Annotated in this window: 15 protein-coding genes; 14 read left to right on the plus strand and 1 reads right to left on the minus strand. The window is 40.6% G+C overall.

Annotated features, from left to right (window positions below; all coding sequences use genetic code 11):
• Window positions 1-8 precede the first annotated feature (8 nt).
• Both recG and DV740_RS02735 read left to right on the plus strand, forming a co-directional pair.
• Window positions 9-2,069 carry an ATP-dependent DNA helicase RecG gene (gene recG / locus DV740_RS02730; RefSeq protein ID WP_118087436.1) on the plus strand — a complete coding sequence of 687 codons (2,061 nt, stop codon included), beginning with the start codon at window positions 9-11 and terminating at the stop codon, window positions 2,067-2,069.
• 142 nt (window positions 2,070-2,211) lie between these two features.
• On the plus strand, window positions 2,212-4,278 hold the full coding sequence (locus DV740_RS02735) for a methyl-accepting chemotaxis protein (RefSeq protein WP_118087437.1): 2,067 nt from the start codon (window positions 2,212-2,214) through the stop codon (window positions 4,276-4,278).
• Window positions 4,279-4,408: 130 nt separating this feature from the next.
• On the opposite strand, the gene DV740_RS02740 is transcribed toward DV740_RS02735, so the two are convergent.
• Window positions 4,409-4,612, minus strand: a complete 204-nt coding sequence (locus DV740_RS02740; RefSeq protein WP_022243767.1) for an alpha/beta-type small acid-soluble spore protein — start codon at window positions 4,610-4,612, stop codon at window positions 4,409-4,411.
• Between the two features lie 186 nt (window positions 4,613-4,798).
• Here DV740_RS02740 and DV740_RS02745 point away from each other — a divergent pair, with 186 nt between their 5' ends.
• The 12 genes from DV740_RS02745 to DV740_RS02800 all read left to right on the plus strand — a co-directional run bounded on the left by DV740_RS02745 (window position 4,799) and on the right by DV740_RS02800 (window position 17,787).
• The gene (locus DV740_RS02745; RefSeq protein ID WP_022243768.1) at window positions 4,799-6,181 is read left to right on the plus strand and encodes an isopropylmalate/homocitrate/citramalate synthase; all 1,383 of its coding nucleotides are present in this window, start codon (window positions 4,799-4,801) and stop codon (window positions 6,179-6,181) included.
• Window positions 6,182-6,198: 17 nt separating this feature from the next.
• Window positions 6,199-6,858: a GntR family transcriptional regulator gene (locus DV740_RS02750; protein ID WP_118087438.1), complete on the plus strand. Its 660-nt coding sequence runs from the start codon at window positions 6,199-6,201 to the stop codon at window positions 6,856-6,858.
• Between the two features lie 18 nt (window positions 6,859-6,876).
• On the plus strand, window positions 6,877-8,085 hold the full coding sequence (locus DV740_RS02755; RefSeq protein ID WP_118087439.1) for an NADP-dependent isocitrate dehydrogenase: 1,209 nt from the start codon (window positions 6,877-6,879) through the stop codon (window positions 8,083-8,085).
• Window positions 8,086-8,200: 115 nt separating this feature from the next.
• Window positions 8,201-10,189 carry an ABC-F family ATP-binding cassette domain-containing protein gene (locus DV740_RS02760; RefSeq protein WP_118087440.1) on the plus strand — a complete coding sequence of 663 codons (1,989 nt, stop codon included), beginning with the start codon at window positions 8,201-8,203 and terminating at the stop codon, window positions 10,187-10,189.
• Window positions 10,190-10,266: 77 nt separating this feature from the next.
• Entirely contained in the window at window positions 10,267-10,917 is a 651-nt protein-coding gene (locus tag DV740_RS02765; RefSeq protein ID WP_022243772.1) for a redox-sensing transcriptional repressor Rex, read from the plus strand.
• 11 nt (window positions 10,918-10,928) lie between these two features.
• Window positions 10,929-11,582, plus strand: a complete 654-nt coding sequence (locus DV740_RS02770) for a hypothetical protein (RefSeq protein ID WP_118087441.1) — start codon at window positions 10,929-10,931, stop codon at window positions 11,580-11,582.
• A 3-nt stretch (window positions 11,583-11,585) separates the two neighbouring features.
• Window positions 11,586-13,073, plus strand: coding sequence for an NAD(P)H-hydrate dehydratase (locus tag DV740_RS02775; RefSeq protein ID WP_118087442.1), 1,488 nt, complete (start codon window positions 11,586-11,588; stop codon window positions 13,071-13,073).
• A gap of 21 nt (window positions 13,074-13,094) precedes the next feature.
• Window positions 13,095-14,264, plus strand: a complete 1,170-nt coding sequence (gene alr, locus DV740_RS02780; RefSeq protein WP_022243775.1) for an alanine racemase — start codon at window positions 13,095-13,097, stop codon at window positions 14,262-14,264.
• Window positions 14,265-14,328: 64 nt separating this feature from the next.
• Complete coding sequence (locus tag DV740_RS02785; RefSeq protein WP_022243776.1) at window positions 14,329-14,676, plus strand: type II toxin-antitoxin system PemK/MazF family toxin; 348 nt, start codon at window positions 14,329-14,331, stop codon at window positions 14,674-14,676.
• 66 nt (window positions 14,677-14,742) lie between these two features.
• Window positions 14,743-15,651, plus strand: a complete 909-nt coding sequence (locus tag DV740_RS02790; protein WP_022243777.1) for a hemolysin family protein — start codon at window positions 14,743-14,745, stop codon at window positions 15,649-15,651.
• A gap of 33 nt (window positions 15,652-15,684) precedes the next feature.
• Window positions 15,685-16,413 carry a YebC/PmpR family DNA-binding transcriptional regulator gene (locus DV740_RS02795; protein ID WP_117698396.1) on the plus strand — a complete coding sequence of 243 codons (729 nt, stop codon included), beginning with the start codon at window positions 15,685-15,687 and terminating at the stop codon, window positions 16,411-16,413.
• Window positions 16,414-16,503: 90 nt separating this feature from the next.
• Entirely contained in the window at window positions 16,504-17,787 is a 1,284-nt protein-coding gene (locus DV740_RS02800; protein ID WP_022243779.1) for an O-acetylhomoserine aminocarboxypropyltransferase/cysteine synthase family protein, read from the plus strand.
• Window position 17,788 lies beyond the last annotated feature (1 nt).

Genomic DNA, 17,788 nt, shown 5'->3' on the forward strand with positions numbered 1-17,788 from the left:
GAGTGTTTATGGACAGAAATGCACCCATTCAGGAATTGAATGGAGTTGGACCAAAAACTGAAAAAATATTGCAAAAACTTGGAGTATATACCGTTGGGGATATACTCCTTGCTTTTCCAAGGGATTATAAGCAGATGCCGGAGCCGGAGCATATCAGTGTGGCAGAGCCGGAGAAAGTCTATGCTTTTCATGTACGGCTGTGTTCTTCTCCGGTAACAAGAAGTACCAGAGCCATGCAGATATCTACTGCACAGTTTAGCGATGGAACAGGGAAAGTAGAGGCGGTCTGGTTTCGGATGCCCTATATCTGTAATCAGCTGAACCGGGAACCGGAAGTAATATTATATGGAAAGTTGACCTTAAAAAATAAGAAATATGTCATGGAACAGCCGGCAGTGTGGAAGCCGGATGAATACAGGAAAATGCAGATATCACTTCAGCCGGTATATCCGCTGACTAAAGGCATATCCAGCAAGCAGTTTGGTAAGCTTGTACGTACAGCCCTTGACAGTGTAAAAGAAGATGGTGAATATATTCCGGAAGAAATCTTAGCCCGCCATCAGTTTATGGGATTGAGAGAGGCATTGGAAAAAGTGCATTTTCCAGCAGATTTAGAAGAACTGACCGGAGCAAGAAAACGTCTTGCTTTTGACGAATTTTTCTTATTTCTGCTGCAGATACAGCGGTTTAAGGAACATCATGAGCAGACGCCGAATGGATTTCCGGTAGTAAGGGATGAATTTATTGAAGTGGTGGCAGAACAGCTTCCGTTTCCACTGACAAATGCCCAGAAGAAAACACTGGAAGATCTGGAAAAGGATATATACAGTCCTTATGCCATGCAGCGGTTGATACAGGGGGATGTAGGCTCCGGTAAGACCATTCTTGCATTCCTTATTATGGTAAAATTTGCTCATGAAGGTTATCAGACTGCTATTATGGCACCAACTGAAGTTCTGGCAAGACAACATTATGACACTTTTCAGAAATGGATTGCCATGTTTGAACTGGACTTTCCTGTTATTCTTCTTACCGGTTCGTTGACCGCGAAGGAAAAACGTGAAGCATATGCGAGAATGGAAACAGAACAGAATGCCATGATAATTGGAACCCATGCATTGATACAGGAAAAGGCACTTTATCAGAAGCTGGCGCTGGTAGTAACGGATGAACAGCATCGTTTCGGGGTAAGACAGAGGGAGACGCTGGCAGATAAGAGCAGCCGGCTGCCACATGTACTGGTTATGAGTGCGACTCCGATTCCGCGGACCCTTGCAATAATTCTTTACGGAGATCTGGACATCTCGGTAGTAGATGAACTTCCGGCAGAACGTCTTCCGGTCAAAAATTGTGTCGTTGGACCGAAAATGCGGGAGAAATCCTGGAATTTTATTTTAGATGAAGTTCAAAAAGGACATCAGGCATATATCATCTGTCCTCTGGTAGAAGCCAATGAGGAATTGGAATTGCAGGATGTTACTTCATATGTAAAGAAATTAGAACAATATTATGGAGACAGAATCAGCGTAGGATTACTTCATGGAAAAATGCGCCCGGCAGAAAAGAATAAAGTAATGGAAGCCTTTGTCACTGGTGAAATCCAGGTTCTGGTTTCTACAACGGTAGTGGAAGTAGGTGTGAATGTGCCGAATGCCACTGTTATGATGATTGAGGATGCACAGCGTTTCGGGCTGGCACAGCTCCATCAGCTGCGGGGACGTGTCGGAAGAGGAAATGCACAATCCTATTGTATTCTTATGAATTCTTCCAATGGAAAGAATGCCAAAGAGAGATTGAATATTCTGGCGGGCTCTAATGATGGATTCTATATTGCCAGTGAAGATTTGAAAATGCGTGGACCAGGAGATTTCTTCGGGGTACGTCAGAGTGGTTTAATGGAATTTAAAATTGCAGATGTCTTTTCGGATGCCGATATGCTTTCTATTGCATCCGAAGAAGCAAAAGAATATGTCGAAAAGTGTAACTTAAACGATTGCGAAAAAGACATGAGACTTGAAACAACACTGAAAAATGCGTACAAAATGACAGAATACAGCACAAATATTTAGAAAGTTTCGAAAAATTAAGGAATAATTTGTGAAAAGTTTACGAAAATTAACGCAAAATCCCTCGTTTTTATTGCTAAATTGCCTAAATGTTGATACAATAAGTACAAAATTACAATTTAGTGAAGGCGGGGGATATATTTTTATGGCTAAGAAGAAAAAAGGGAAGAAAATTAGCACGAAAATGTTAAGTGCAATGCTCCCGGTACTGATTCTTGGTATGGCTGTATTAGGGGCAGTCAGTGTATTTTCCAGTAAGCAGATTATTGACGATGAGATTGGGAAGGAAATGACGCTGAGTCTGGAAAACGAGAAGACAGAGGTAGAGTCACAGATACAGTCTGCGGCAAGCCTTGCAAAACATATGGCTGGAATTGTTGGGATTACTTATGAAAATGAGGAACTGCTGGCATATGTTAATTTCTTAAATACCATGATTTATGAGGAGGATTTTATTTATGGTGCCGGAATTTATTTTGCACCGAATAAGTATGACTCCAAACAGCGTTTTGTAGGACCTTATGTATATAAGGATGGAGATACGCCGATTCTGACTTATGACAGGAGCCAGTCCTCTTATGATTATGTAAGCAGGGATTTCTACAAGATTGTTTCGAATGGTGAAACAGAACCAAAGTTTACAAAGGCATACCATGATGAGGTTTTAGACTGTGATATGGTAAACTGTTCTGCACCGATGTATAATGCAGATGGAACTTATATGGGATGCGTAACTGTTGATATTACGCTGGATGAGATTCAGAATCTGGTCAGCCAGATGTCAGTAGGAAAAACAGGAAAAGCATTTCTGATTTCGTCGGATGGAACCTATCTTTATACACAGGATTCCGGTAAAATCATGAATGAGAAAATAACGGATTCTAAAAATAGTTCTCTTGCTAAAGTAGGAACAAAAATGTTAGATTCTGATAGTGGAAAAGCCTGCTTTACAGAAGGGATTACCGGATATACGGTATATTATGAGACAATTCCGGATCTGGACTGGAAGCTTGGAATTGCGATTGAAAATTCAGAACTGAATGCACCGGTTATCAGCCTTGGGATTAAGCTGGCAATCATTGCGGCAGTGATTCTTATTATTATGATACTTGTGATTTTATCACAGGTAAAATCAGTTTCCAGACAGATTAATAGAGTTAAGAACTTTGCTGTACAGCTGGCAGAGGGTAACTTTAAAGTACAGTCGCTTGAGAACAGACGCAGTGATGAACTGGGAGCAATGGGACAGTCTTTAAATGAAATGTATGGAAATAATAAGGACATGATTTCAAAAATCAGTGGTCATGCAAAACTTCTGAGTGATTCCAGCATTGAACTGAAGCGTTCGGTAGAGGAATTAAAGAAGGATTATGAGATGATAGAGTCACTGATGAATCAGGTTAATTCCGATATGACTTCCTCCAGTGCAGCGACGGAAGAAGTAAATGCTGCGGTAGAGGAAGTGAATTCCTCTGTTAATATGCTGGCTTCTGAGACAGAAAAGAGTCTGGAGCTGGCAGGAGAAATTAAGAAGCGTGCAAATGGAATTGAAGATACCAGCCGCAATGCTTATGAACTTGCCAATAAGCTTGCAGCGCAGAACAGAGCTGGTCTGGAGGAGAGTATTAAGAATGCAGATGTTGTAAAATCCATTGGCGCATTGGCAGAAGTGATTTCCGAAATCGCAGATCAGATTAACTTACTGTCCTTAAATGCTTCCATTGAGGCCGCCCGGGCAGGAGAACAGGGAAAGGGATTTGCAGTTGTTGCCGGAGAAATTGGCAATCTGGCAGGTGAGACTACAGCTGCAGTTAATAAGATTAAAGAAACAATTGGCGAAGTAGAACATGCCTTTAGCGGAATTGTGGAACAGTCACAGTCTATGTTAAACTTCGTGACAGATACGGTCGCACCGGACTACGATACTTTCGTCAATGTAGCACAGCAGTATGGAGATGATGCCCAGGCAATTGAAAAATTTTCCAATGATATTGCCCAGATGGCAACAAATATTGAGACAATCATTCACGAGGTCAGCCAGGCAGTGTCCAGTGTGGCGGAATCTTCCCAGAATACAGTGGATAATAGTGGACAGATTATGAAGTCTGTAAATTCAGTATCTGCAGTTGTTGGAGAAGTGTCTGAAATGTCTTCCCAGCAGGAAAAGATTGCCGGAGAATTAAAAGAGGTTGTCGGAAAATTCGTATTGTAATAAGTGTTACTGCATGTGTCATGATAGAAAAATGATATAGAAAGAAAAGGGGGAACCTGAGAAAGGGGCTGTTCACCGATTCCGGTGGACAGCCTCTTCTGACATCTAAGCGTGCAATGAAAAAGATGCGTTAACGTTCAGCCATCTGCTTTTCCTGCGCCTCAATCATTTTCTTTACCATATAACCGCCTACGGAACCATTCTGACGGGAAGTTAAATCCCCATTATATCCCTCAGACAGTGGTACACCTAACTCACTTGCAACTTCGAATTTGAAACGGTTTAATGCACTTTGTGCTTCTGGAACAGAAGATTTTTTCGAACGATTAGACATAGTAAATTTCCTCCTTAGCATTTGTATATAACCGAATGGTTACAATACTATTATCTACCGATAAAAAAGGATAATACTAATAAATATTCACTTTTTTGGAATAATCTTGAAAAAGCTCTTGACACATACAAGTATAATTGTATACAATTATTCAAGAATATTTGTGAATCAAAAGGAGTGTGTTCCATGAGAGAAGTCGTTATGAATGAAAAAACTAATCTATTACAGTTGGAAGAGCATTTTTATCAGCTTGTAGATGTTGAGGAACCAAATGTATTCCGCAATCTTTTTCCATATGAGGAAATTCCGAAAATTGCATTTAATGACAGAATCGTTCCGCATAATATGCCGGAGGATATCTGGATTACTGATACAACATTCCGTGATGGTCAGCAGTCAAGAGCACCATATACTACAGAACAGATTGTAACCATCTATGATTACTTACATAAATTAGGCGGACCAAAGGGTAAAATTCGTCAGAGCGAGTTCTTCTTATATAGCAAGAAGGATCGTGATGCCGTATATAAATGCTTAGAGCGTGGTTATAAATTCCCGGAAGTCACCAGCTGGATCCGTGCCAGCAAACAGGATTTCCAGCTGGTAAAAGATTTGGGACTGCGTGAAACCGGTATTTTGGTAAGCTGCTCCGATTATCATATTTTCTATAAAATGAAAATGACCAGAAGCGAAGTTATGAATCTTTACTTAAGTGTGATTCGTGAATGCTTAGAGACTGGAATCAGTCCAAGATGTCATTTGGAGGATATTACACGTTCTGATATTTACGGATTTGTAATTCCGTTCTGCTTAGAGCTGATGAAGTTAATGAAAGAATACAATATTCCGATTAAGATTCGTGCCTGCGATACCATGGGATATGGTGTAAACTTCCCGGGAGCAGTAATTCCGCGAAGTGTACCTGGTATTATTTACGGACTTACCACACATGCAGGAGTTCCTTCTGAATTGATTGAATGGCATGGACACAACGATTTCTATAAAGCAGTCAATAACTCGACCACAGCATGGCTTTACGGTGCATCCGGCGTAAACTGTTCCTTATTTGGTATTGGTGAGAGAACCGGTAACACACCTCTGGAAGCAATGGTATTTGAATATGCGCAGTTAAAGGGTACCCTGGATGGAATGGATACCAGAGTTATCACAGAACTGGCAGAATATTATGAGAAGGAATTGAATTATAAGGTTCCAAGCCGTACACCATTTGTCGGAAGTAATTTTAACGTTACAAGAGCAGGTATCCATGCAGACGGACTTTTGAAAAATGAAGAAATTTATAACATTTTTGATACCGAAAAATTCTTAAATCGTCCGGCACTGGTATCTGTTTCCAATACATCAGGACTTGCTGGAATTGCACACTGGATTAATACCTATTACCGTCTCAGTGATGACCGTAAAGTAGATAAGAATTCGGAACTGGTAAAGACCATCAAACAGTGGGTAGACGAGCAGTATGATGAGGGACGTGTAACTGTAATTACAGATAACGAACTTGTAGTACAGATAACTGACTGTTGTAAAAAACTCGGAATTGTATTATAAATTAAGGAGGCTTTATCGTGGGCGAAGAAGGATATTCTTTAAGCGGAAGAGTATTTCATACGATTCGTGAAAATATCTTATCCGGAAAATACAAGTGCGATGAAGAATTGAAAGAAAAAACCCTGGGTGATGAACTGGGTGTCAGCCGTACTCCGGTAAGAGAAGCCTTAAGGCAGCTTGAACTGGAAGGCCTTGTCAGAATCATTCCAAACCGCGGAGCATTCGTAGAGGGAATTACGAAAGAAGACGTAAAAGATATCTATGAAATCCGTGCACGGCTGGAGGGACTTTGCACAAAGTGGGCGGCAGACAGAATTACCAAGGAGCAGATAGCGGAACTGGAAGAAAACATTTTTCTGGTGGAATTTCATGCTAAGAAGGAAAATTATGCACAGATATTGGAGCTGGATAATAAGTTTCATGAGGTGCTTTATGAAGCTTCCGGAAGCAAAATGTTAAAGCATGAATTGTCTGCATTTCATCATTATGTGGAAAGAGTTCGAAAAATCACTTTGTCAATGCCGGATCGTGTGGTAAAATCAAATGATGAACATAAAAGGATTGTAGAAGCATTGAAACAGCATAATGCAAAAGAAGCAGAACTGCTTGCAACAAGCCATATGTTAAATACTATTGAAAATATGGATAATTATGGCTGGGACAATCTGCTGAAATAGTAAATGGAGGATAGAAAGATGGACAAAATTAAAATGACTACCCCTTTGGTTGAAATGGACGGAGACGAAATGACAAGAATCCTTTGGAAAATGATTAAGGATGAACTGTTATTACCATTTATTGATTTGAACACAGAATATTATGACCTGGGTCTTGAACATCGTAATGAAACGGATGACCAGGTAACTGTAGATTCTGCAAATGCAACAAAGAAATACGGTGTTGCAGTAAAATGTGCTACCATTACACCAAATGCAGCACGTATGACGGAGTACAACTTAAAGGAAATGTGGAAGAGTCCGAATGGAACTATCCGTGCAATGTTAGATGGAACGGTATTCCGTGCACCAATCGTTGTAAAGGGAATTGAGCCATGTGTTAAGAACTGGAAGAAACCGATTACCATTGCAAGACATGCTTACGGTGATGTATACAAGGCTTCTGAACTGAAGATTCCGGGACCGGGAAAATGTGAACTGGTTTATACAGCAGAGGACGGAACGGAAACAAGAGAGCTGATTCATAACTTTACCGGAGCAGGTGTTGTCCAGGGACAGCATAACTTAAATGATTCTATCGAAAGCTTTGCAAGAAGCTGCTTTAGCTATGCACTTTCTACCAGACAGGATTTATGGTTTGCAACCAAGGATACCATTTCCAAAAAATATGACCATACTTTCAAAGATATTTTCCAGGAAATCTTTGATGCGGAATATAAAGAAAAATTCGAAGAAGCAGGAATTACCTACTTCTATACCTTAATCGATGATGCGGTAGCCCGTGTGATGAAAGCAGAGGGCGGCTTTATCTGGGCATGTAAGAACTATGATGGGGATGTTATGAGTGATATGGTATCATCTGCATTTGGTTCCCTTGCCATGATGACTTCCGTACTGGTATCACCGGCAGGATATTATGAATATGAAGCTGCACACGGAACAGTTCAGCGTCACTATTATAAACACCTCAAGGGAGAAGAAACATCCACCAACTCCGTAGCAACTATTTTTGCATGGACCGGAGCACTTCGTAAGAGAGGTGAATTAGATGGCAACCAGGAGTTAAGCACATTTGCCGACAAACTGGAAAAAGCCTGTGTAGATACGATTGAATCCGGAAAGATGACCAAAGACCTTGCACTGATTACTACAATTGAAAATCCGACTGTATTAAACAGTGAAGACTTTATCAAGGCAATCCGTGCTACATTAGAGAAAATGTTATAAATTTTATACTCCGGGAGGGCAGAATAGTGTGCCGTCCCGGAATTTTCAGCTATAAAAAGCCCCTTGTAAAGAATGCTTTACTTATGGGGCGAAGAGAAAAAGTGAGGAGACTTCCATGATTTTAGCCTGTCAGAATATCAGTAAATCCTTTGGGACAGACACCATAATACAGAATGTTTCTTTTCATGTAGAAGATAATGAGAAAACAGCAATTGTCGGCATCAATGGTGCCGGCAAATCTACGTTATTGAAAATTATAGTGGGAGAGCTGGCACCGGACAGTGGCGAGGTAACCGTTGCAAAAGGAAAAACCATCGGTTATCTTGCCCAGTATCAGGATAAAGACAGCAACGAGACCATTTATAATGAAGTGCTTCATGCCTGCGATGCATTAATCGAAAAAGAAGAAAAGCTTCGTAAAATGGAAGAAGACATGCAGCATGTAAGCGCAGATGAATTAGAGAAATATATGGAGCAGTATAACCGTTTCAGCCATGCCTTTGAATTAGAGGGCGGACTGACTTTTCGCAGTGAGATAAACGGTGTGTTAAAGGGACTTGGTTTTTCGGAAAATGATTTCGGAAAGAAAATGTCAGAGTTATCCGGAGGACAGAAGACCAGAGTGGCATTAGGCAGACTTCTGGTAACCAAGCCTGACATTATCATGCTCGACGAGCCGACCAACCACCTTGATATGGCATCCATTGCATGGCTTGAAAACTATCTTTTGAATTATAAAGGAGCCGTAATTATCGTAGCCCATGACCGTTATTTCTTAGACCGGATTGTTACGAAGGTAGTGGAAATATCCCGCCATACGGCAACGGTATTTCCGGGAAATTATACCGCATATGCGAGGCAGAAGGAAATACAGCGGGAAAGTCTTTTGCGACAGTATTATAACCAGCAGCGGGAAATCAAGCACCAGGAAGAAGTAATATCCAAGTTAAAATCCTTTAACCGGGAAAAGTCCATTAAGCGTGCGGAAAGCCGTGAGAAGGCATTGGATAAAATAGAACGTATTGAGAAGCCAATCGATGAAAAAACAGATATGCATATTACATTGGAGCCGGAAATTACCAGTGGAAATGATGTACTTTCGGTGAAAGGTCTTTCAAAATCTTACGAGCATAAACTGTTTTCAAACATTGATTTTCAGATTAAGCGAGGGGAAAAAGTTGCTTTAATCGGAAATAACGGTACCGGGAAAACCACCATTTTAAAGATAATCAATGGAATTGTAGACGCAGATGCCGGGGAGATAAAGCTTGGAAGCAATGTGGAAATCGGATATTACGATCAGGAGCATCAGAACTTAGACCCGGATAAGACGTTATTTGATGAAATTGCAGATGCTTATCCGAATCTGAAGGCAACGAAGATTCGAAATGTGTTAGCGGCATTTTTATTTACGGATGATGATGTGTTTAAGCGGATTCGTGATATCAGTGGTGGAGAAAGAGGTCGTGTTTCACTGGCAAAACTGATGTTATCCAATGCGAACTTCTTAATTTTAGACGAGCCGACCAACCACCTTGATATTATGTCAAAGGAAATTTTAGAGTCAGCCATCAATTCCTATACCGGAACGGTGCTTTATGTATCCCATGACCGTTATTTTATTAATAAAACTGCCAGCAGAATTCTTGATTTAAAGAATGAAACAATTCTAAATTATATTGGAAATTACGATTATTATCTGGAGAAAAAGGAAGTTCAGGAGTTAGCGGCGTTTGGCACAGCTACACAGGATCGTGCAGACAATTCAGTGGCAAAAGGAAATGTCATTGTTTCCGATGGAACTGGAGAAAATAATGGAACAGAGCAGATATCCGGCGGAGGAAAACAGAAGTTAAGCTGGGAAGAAATGAAGAAACAGCAGGCAGCAAAACGTAAGCTGGAAAACGAATTAAAGCGTACAGAAGATGAAATTGCTAAGAGAGAGGCAAAGATAGAAGCATTAAATGATGAACTGTCAAAGCCGGAGGTAGCATCAAATTCCTATGAATTAAACAAAATCCATGAGGAGCAGATGCAGGAAGAGGCAGCTCTGGAAGAACTCTATGCAAAATGGGAAGAATTAAGTTTACAGAAAGATTGTTAAAGTTGTAACACATTGACATCCTTTCGGCAAGAAACTATAATTATTGTAGGGTATTGAGAGCAGGAGGAACTGGCAGAATGAGCAAAGAAATATCACAGGCAGTAATTCGTAGAATGCCAAGATATTACCGATATCTGGGGGAACTTTTAGATGAAGGGGTAGAACGTATTTCATCGAATGAACTGAGTGCAAGAATGAAAGTGACCGCATCGCAGATCAGACAGGATTTAAATAATTTTGGTGGTTTTGGACAGCAGGGATATGGTTACAATGTACAATTTCTGTATGAAGAAATTGGAAAGATTATGGGATTAAATGAACAGCATAATATTATTATTATTGGAGCTGGTAACTTAGGACAGGCACTTGCCAATTATGTGAAGTTTGAAAAACTCGGCTTCGTCATAGTAGGATTGTTTGACGTGAATCCGGAGTTATGCGGAAAATCCATTCGTGGCAATAAAATCGAAATGATTGATAAACTGGAAGAATTTGTAAAGACACATAAGGTAGATATTGCTACACTGACTATGCCGAAAGAAAAGGCAGATGCTGTGGCAAACCAGCTGGTAAGCCTTGGTGTACATGCAATCTGGAATTTTGCCCATGTAGATCTGGAAGTGTTGGATGAAAATGTTGTAGTGGAAAATGTACATTTATCAGACAGCCTGATGCAGTTATCCTATAACATGACAAAGAACAAAAGGAAAAAGGAAACGCTGGAATAGAGGTGTTTTGCATGAAAGATGACAAGGAATTTCTGGAAGCATTAGAAAGCAGAAAAGTACCAATACTTGTATTGGATCAGAAATGGCACAGGCTTTTTGCTTTAAGCGGAAAAACCAGTGAAATCAAGCAGCTGGAAGAAAAGTTAAATCAGTTGTTAGAACAGCAGGGAAAGCTTAATAATGATTTGAAAGAACTGAAAAAGACAAAGAATCGGTTGATGAAAAGCATTGTTGTCAACATGGAAGGAACTCATGAGGAAAATGAGGGGGATATTTCTTCCAGAAAATTAGATGAAGACAAGAGACTGATTGATGAAGTCAATGTCAAAATGGAAGAAATTGAGGATGAATTAATTGAACTTCCACGAAATATAAACAGTGCAAATCAGGAACTTATGTTAGAAAGCATGCGTTACTGCTATGAGAGACTAAGACAGAACAGCAAAGAAGCAGATGAAATTACGGCCTGGATTGATAAGGTAAGGGTAGAACTTAAGAAAAATATCATCAAAAAACAGAACCGTGAAATCAACAACCGGCAGATTTATTCTTATATGCATGATATTTTTGGTGTGGATATTTTAAATATATTTGATCTGCGGCAGGAAGATGAAGACCGTCTGAAGGGAAAAAAAGCGGTGGAAAATGCGGACGAAAGGAATTAATTTATGGAATATCTTGTAAATTCCCGGGAAATGAAAACATGTGATACCAATACAATCGAACATTTTAAAGTGCCATCCATGGTTCTGATGGAGCGGGCAGCACTTTCTGCGATAGAAGTAATACAGGAAAAAGAAATTTCATGTAACCGCGTGCTGGTAGTGTGTGGAACCGGAAATAACGGCGGCGATGGTATGGCAATTGCAAGATTGTTATACTTATCCCACATTCCGGTTGAAGTATATCTCTATGGAAATAAAGCACATTTTTCAAAGCAGGCAAAAGAACAGTATGAAATCTTGACATCATATGGTGTACCATTTATTGATGAAATGGAGGATGCAAATTCCTACAGCCTGATTATTGATGCGTTATTTGGCATAGGATTATCACGAAAATTAGATGATGAACTGGTGCACTTGATGGAACGGCTAAACCAGAGCAGTGCCCACCGGCTGGCGGTGGATATACCATCCGGTGTCTCGGCAGATAATGGGGCTGTATTAGGTGGTGCATTCAAAGCAGATGATACCGTAACCTTTGCTTACTGCAAGACCGGAATGGTATTATTTCCTGGTGCAGAATACTGCGGAAATATTACGGTTAAGGATATCGGAATTGGAGAAGAAAGCTGGTTAGATAAAAGACCTGCAGCTTATGCAATCACAAAGGAAGATCTAAATTCTTTAAATAATCGTGCTGCTGATTCGAACAAGGGAACCTTTGGAAAAGTCCTTCTGGTTGCCGGAAGCGTGAATATGGCAGGTGCGGCGGTTCTTGCAGCAAAGGCAGCTTATCGCAGTGGCTGTGGTCTGGTGAGAATATATACACCGGAAGAAAACCGTATTATCTTACAGACAGCAGTGCCGGAGGCAATTCTTACTACCTATTCTGCAAAAAAGGCTGATACACAGCAACTGATAGAATGTCTGTCCTGGGCAGATGTTATTATTTTAGGACCTGGAATTGGCAAAAGTGATGTGGCACACAGTATTGTAAAGACGGTACTTAAGAATGCGGCAGTACCAATGGTAGTAGATGCCGATGCATTAAATATCATAGCAGAGCAGACCGAACAGCTTCTTCGCCCGCATACAGAACTGGTATTAACGCCACATCTGGGGGAAATGTCCCGGTTAAAACAGCTTGCCGTTTCCTATATCAAAGAAAATATTGAGCAGGTTGCGGAAGATTTCGCAAGGGAATATAATGTAATCTGTGTTTTGAAAGACAGCAGAACGGTAACGGCAATTCCTTATGGGAAAACATTTATTAACCGGAACGGTAACAGCGGAATGGCTACTGCGGGAAGTGGTGATGTACTGAGCGGAATTATTGGAAGTCTGATGGCGCAGGGCTTATCTGCAGAGCAGGCGGCACCGCTTGGGGTATATGTACATGCGGCGGCAGCAGATGAACGGAGCAAAACAGTTTCAAAGCATGGACTGACTGCAGGCGAAATTATAAACGGATTATCCGATGTGTTGTCATAATAATAATTTGAGGTGAATGAAATGAAAAGATATAGCAGGGTATATGCCAGCGTGAATCTGGATGCGGCCATTGAGAATATGGAGGCAATGCACCGGCTTTTAAAGAAAGATACCAGCATGTTTGCGGTAATTAAAACAGATGGATACGGACATGGTGCAACGGAACTTGCCCGTGTATTAGAGCCGCTTCCGTATCTCCATGGCTTCTGTGTGGCCACAGTGGAAGAAGGCGTAATTTTAAGAAATCATGGAATTAAGAAGCCGATTCTGATTCTTGGTTTTGCATTCCCGGATGAATATGAGATTATTGTAGAACAGAAATTAGAGCCTGCCGTATTTACGTATGATATGGCAGTTGCACTTTCTGAAGCTGCAACAAAGAAAAATCAGGATGTGGCAATTCACATTGCAGTGGATACTGGAATGAGCCGGATTGGTTATCAGGTGGAAAAAGAAAATGCAGGAGAGATAGCGCAAATCAGTAAGCTGCCACATATAATAATGGAGGGGATTTTTACCCACTTTGCAAGGGCAGATGAAAAAGACAAAACGGGTGCCCATAAGCAGCTTGAACTGTTTCAGAAAATGATTGCAATGTGCAAAGAAGAAGGCGTTATTTTCCATCATGCACACTGTTCAAACAGTGCAGGAATTATTGATTTGCCGGAAGCAAATATGGACATTGTAAGAGCGGGAATTACATTATACGGACTCTGGCCATCGGATGAAGTGCAAAAAGACAGACTGCCAATGCACCCGTTAATGGAATTAAAGAGTCATGTTTCTTACGTAAAGACACTGCCGGCTGGAAGGGAAATCAGCTATGGTGGAACCTATACCACAACCAGAGAGACGAAGGTGGCAACGATTCCGGTTGGTTATGGAGACGGTTATCCGAGAACTTTATCTAACAAAGGTTCTGTACTGATTCAGGGAAAAAGAGTACCGATTCTTGGCAGAGTCTGCATGGATCAGTTTATGGTGGATGTTACTGATGTGCCGGATGTTGTCGTTGGAACAGAGGTAACACTTCTTGGCAGAGACGGCGATGAAATCATTACAGCGGAAGAAATCGGGGATTTATCCGGCAGATTCAATTATGAATTTGTCTGCTGTCTTGGCAAACGTATTCCAAGAATCTATTTCGAAAACAACAAAGAAGTAGAACAGAAAGATTATTTTCAGGATTAGAACAGTATACACTCGATAAAATTGGTAATACTTTCAGTAAAACCTATTCTATGGAGTGTATATTATGATTATCAGACGAGGAGATATCTATTATGCGGATTTAAGACCGGTAGTAGGCTCGGAACAGGGCGGAATCAGACCGGTTCTGATTATACAGAATGATGTAGGAAACCGGCACAGTCCTACGGTTATCTGTGCCGCAATCACATCACAGATGAATAAAGCGAAGCTGCCGACCCATGTGGAGCTGTCCTGTCATGAATATGACATTGTAAAAGATTCGGTTATTTTATTGGAACAGCTTCGTACCATTGACAAGACACGATTAAAAGATAAGGTGTGTCATCTGGATGGAAAAATTCTGTCGAAAATCGACAAAGCACTGAAGATTAGTCTGGAATTATATACATAACTTGACTATTTTTGCCTAAAATGTTATATTTTTCAGAAATATGTATAAAAAGGAGAGTATTCAAAAATGGATGACGGAGGGAGTCCGAATACAGGATTTTTTAAAAAAATTTTTCATAAACTTCCATTCAAAGATTCCGAGGATGTAACAGAGGAAGAAATTATTTCCATGGTAAATGAAGGCCATGAGCAGGGAGTCCTTCGGGAAAATGAAGCGGAGATGATACATAATATCTTTGAATTTGGTGATAAAGAAGCCGGTGATATTATGACACACCGTAAAAACATTTCTGCACTGGATGGAAATGACATTTTTGAAGATGTAATCACTCTGGTGATAGACAGCCATTATTCGAGAATGCCGGTATACTCTGATACCATAGACAATATTATCGGAGTATTACATATCAAAGAGACCTTATCCTACAGCAGACAACCGGAGCTTTTAAAGAAGCCGATTAAGGAAATTGACGGGTTAATCCGTCCGGTGGATTTCATACCGGAGACACGCAACATCAATGCATTGTTTCAGGAGATGCAGTCGGCAAAAGAGCATATGGTAATTGTTGTGGATGAATATGGTCAGACAGCCGGACTGGTCACCATGGAGGATATCTTAGAGGAAATCGTCGGAAATATTTTAGATGAACATGATGAGGAAGATACCTATATAGAGAAGAAACCGGACGGAACATTTGTAATGAATGGAATGACACCGTTAGAGGAAGTAGGGGAAGCACTGAATCTTGATTTTGAAGATGAGGATTATGACACCTTAAATGGCCTTCTGATTTCGCTTATTGATAAAATTCCATCGGAGCACGAAGTCTTTGAAGTAAAATACAAAGGCTATATTTTCGAAGTACTTTCCGTGGAAGATAAGATGATAAAATATGTACATGTTGTTCCGGAAAGGTCAGAATCTGCCGAGTCTGACACTGCGACTTGTCAGCAGGATGAAAAAATGGTAGAATAATACACGAAATACGGATAGAAAAGAGGATTTATTATGTCAGGACATTCCAAGTTTGCCAATATCAAACATAAGAAAGAGAAAAATGATGCGGCAAAAGGAAAAATATTTACAATTATAGGACGTGAAATTGCAATTGCGGTAAAAGAGGGTGGAGCAGACCCTGCTAACAACAGTAAATTAAGAGACGTAATTGCAAAAGCAAAGGCGAATAATATGCCAAATGATACCATCGAGCGTGGTATTAAAAAAGCAGCCGGAGATGGTGATTCCGTAAATTATGTACAGGTTACTTATGAAGGATACGGTCCAAGCGGAACTGCAATTATTGTAGACGCATTAACCGATAACAAGAACCGTACCGCTGCAAATGTAAGGAATGCATTTACAAAGGGTCAGGGAAATATCGGAACACAGGGCTGTGTATCTTACCTTTTTGACCAGAAGGGTCAGATTATCATTGCCAAGGAAGACTGCGATATGGATGCAGACGATTTGATGATGATGGCATTGGATGCTGGAGCAGAGGATTTCTCAGAAGAGGAAGACAGCTTTGAAGTAATTACAGCACCGGATGATTTCAGTGCAGTACGTGAAGCTTTGGAAGCAGAAAATATTCCAATGGCAAGTGCTGAGGTTACCATGATTCCTCAGACTTATGTTTCTTTAACAGACGAGAAAGATATTATCAATATCCAGAGAATCCTAGATCTTCTGGATGAAGATGATGATGTACAGGAAGTATATCACAACTGGGAGGAATAAAACTGATACCTGCATTTATCAGAGACAATGATAGATAGATGCAGGTATTTTCTAATAATATATTACATATGGTATAAAGGAGAAGGAAAGATGGAAGAGAATTATCAGATTGAGACAAAATGTATTCAGTCTGGCTGGAAACCAACCAAGGGGGAACCGAGAGTATTACCGATTTACCAGAGCACTACATTTAAGTATGATACCAGTGACCAGATGGGACGGTTATTTGATTTAGAGGAAGCCGGATATTTTTATACGAGACTTCAGAATCCGACCAATGATGCAGTAGCTGCAAAGATTGCAGATTTAGAGGGCGGTATAGCAGCAATGCTGACCTCATCCGGACAGGCAGCCAACTATTTTGCAGTATTTAATATCTGTGAAGCAGGAGACCATATTGTGGCATCCAGCTCCTTATATGGTGGAACCTTTAATCTGCTGGGAACCACACTTAAGAAACAGGGAATTTCCTGTACCTTTGTGGATCCGGATGCATCGGAAGAAGAGCTTTCAGCGGCATTTTTACCAAATACCAAGGCGGTGATTGCGGAGACCTTATCTAATCCATCCCTTGTAGTACTTGATATTGAGAAGTTTGCACATGTTGCCCATGCACATGGGGTACCACTTATCGTAGATAATACATTTGCAACACCGATTAACTGCAGACCTTTTGAATGGGGAGCAGATATCGTAACTCATTCTACTACCAAGTATATGGACGGACATGCCATGGCAGTGGGTGGATGTATCGTTGACAGTGGTAATTTTGATTGGGAGAAATATAAGGATAAATATCCGGGACTGACACAGCCGGATGAATCTTATCATGGAATTGTATACACTCAGAAATTTGGTAAGCTGGCTTATATCGAAAAAGCAACAGCACAGCTTATGCGTGACCTTGGTTCCATTCCATCCCCAATGAATTCCTTCTTACTGAATGTCGGGCTGGAAACTTTACATTTAAGAGTGCCAAGACATTGTGAAAATGCCCAGAAGGTAGCAGAATATTTAAATGCAAATGATAAAGTGGCATGGGTAGATTATCCGGGCTTAAGGGATAACAAATATCATGCACTGGCAGAAAAATATATGCCAAATGGTACCTGTGGTGTTATTGCATTTGGCTTAAAGGGTGGTAGGGAAGTATCCGTATCCTTTATGGATCATCTGAAATTAGCTGCAATTGTAACACATGTAGCAGATTCCAGAACCTGTGTCCTGCATCCTGCCAGCCATACACATCGTCAGATGACAGATGAGCAGTTAATTGAAGCAGGTGTAGCACCGGATTTAATCCGGCTTTCCGTTGGAACAGAAAATGTAAAAGACATCATTGCAGACCTGGAACAGGCATTGGAGAATGTATAAG

It is taken from the genome of Roseburia sp. AF02-12 (genome assembly GCF_003461765.1).
Taxonomy (GTDB): Bacteria; Bacillota; Clostridia; order Lachnospirales; family Lachnospiraceae; genus Roseburia_C; species Roseburia_C amylophila.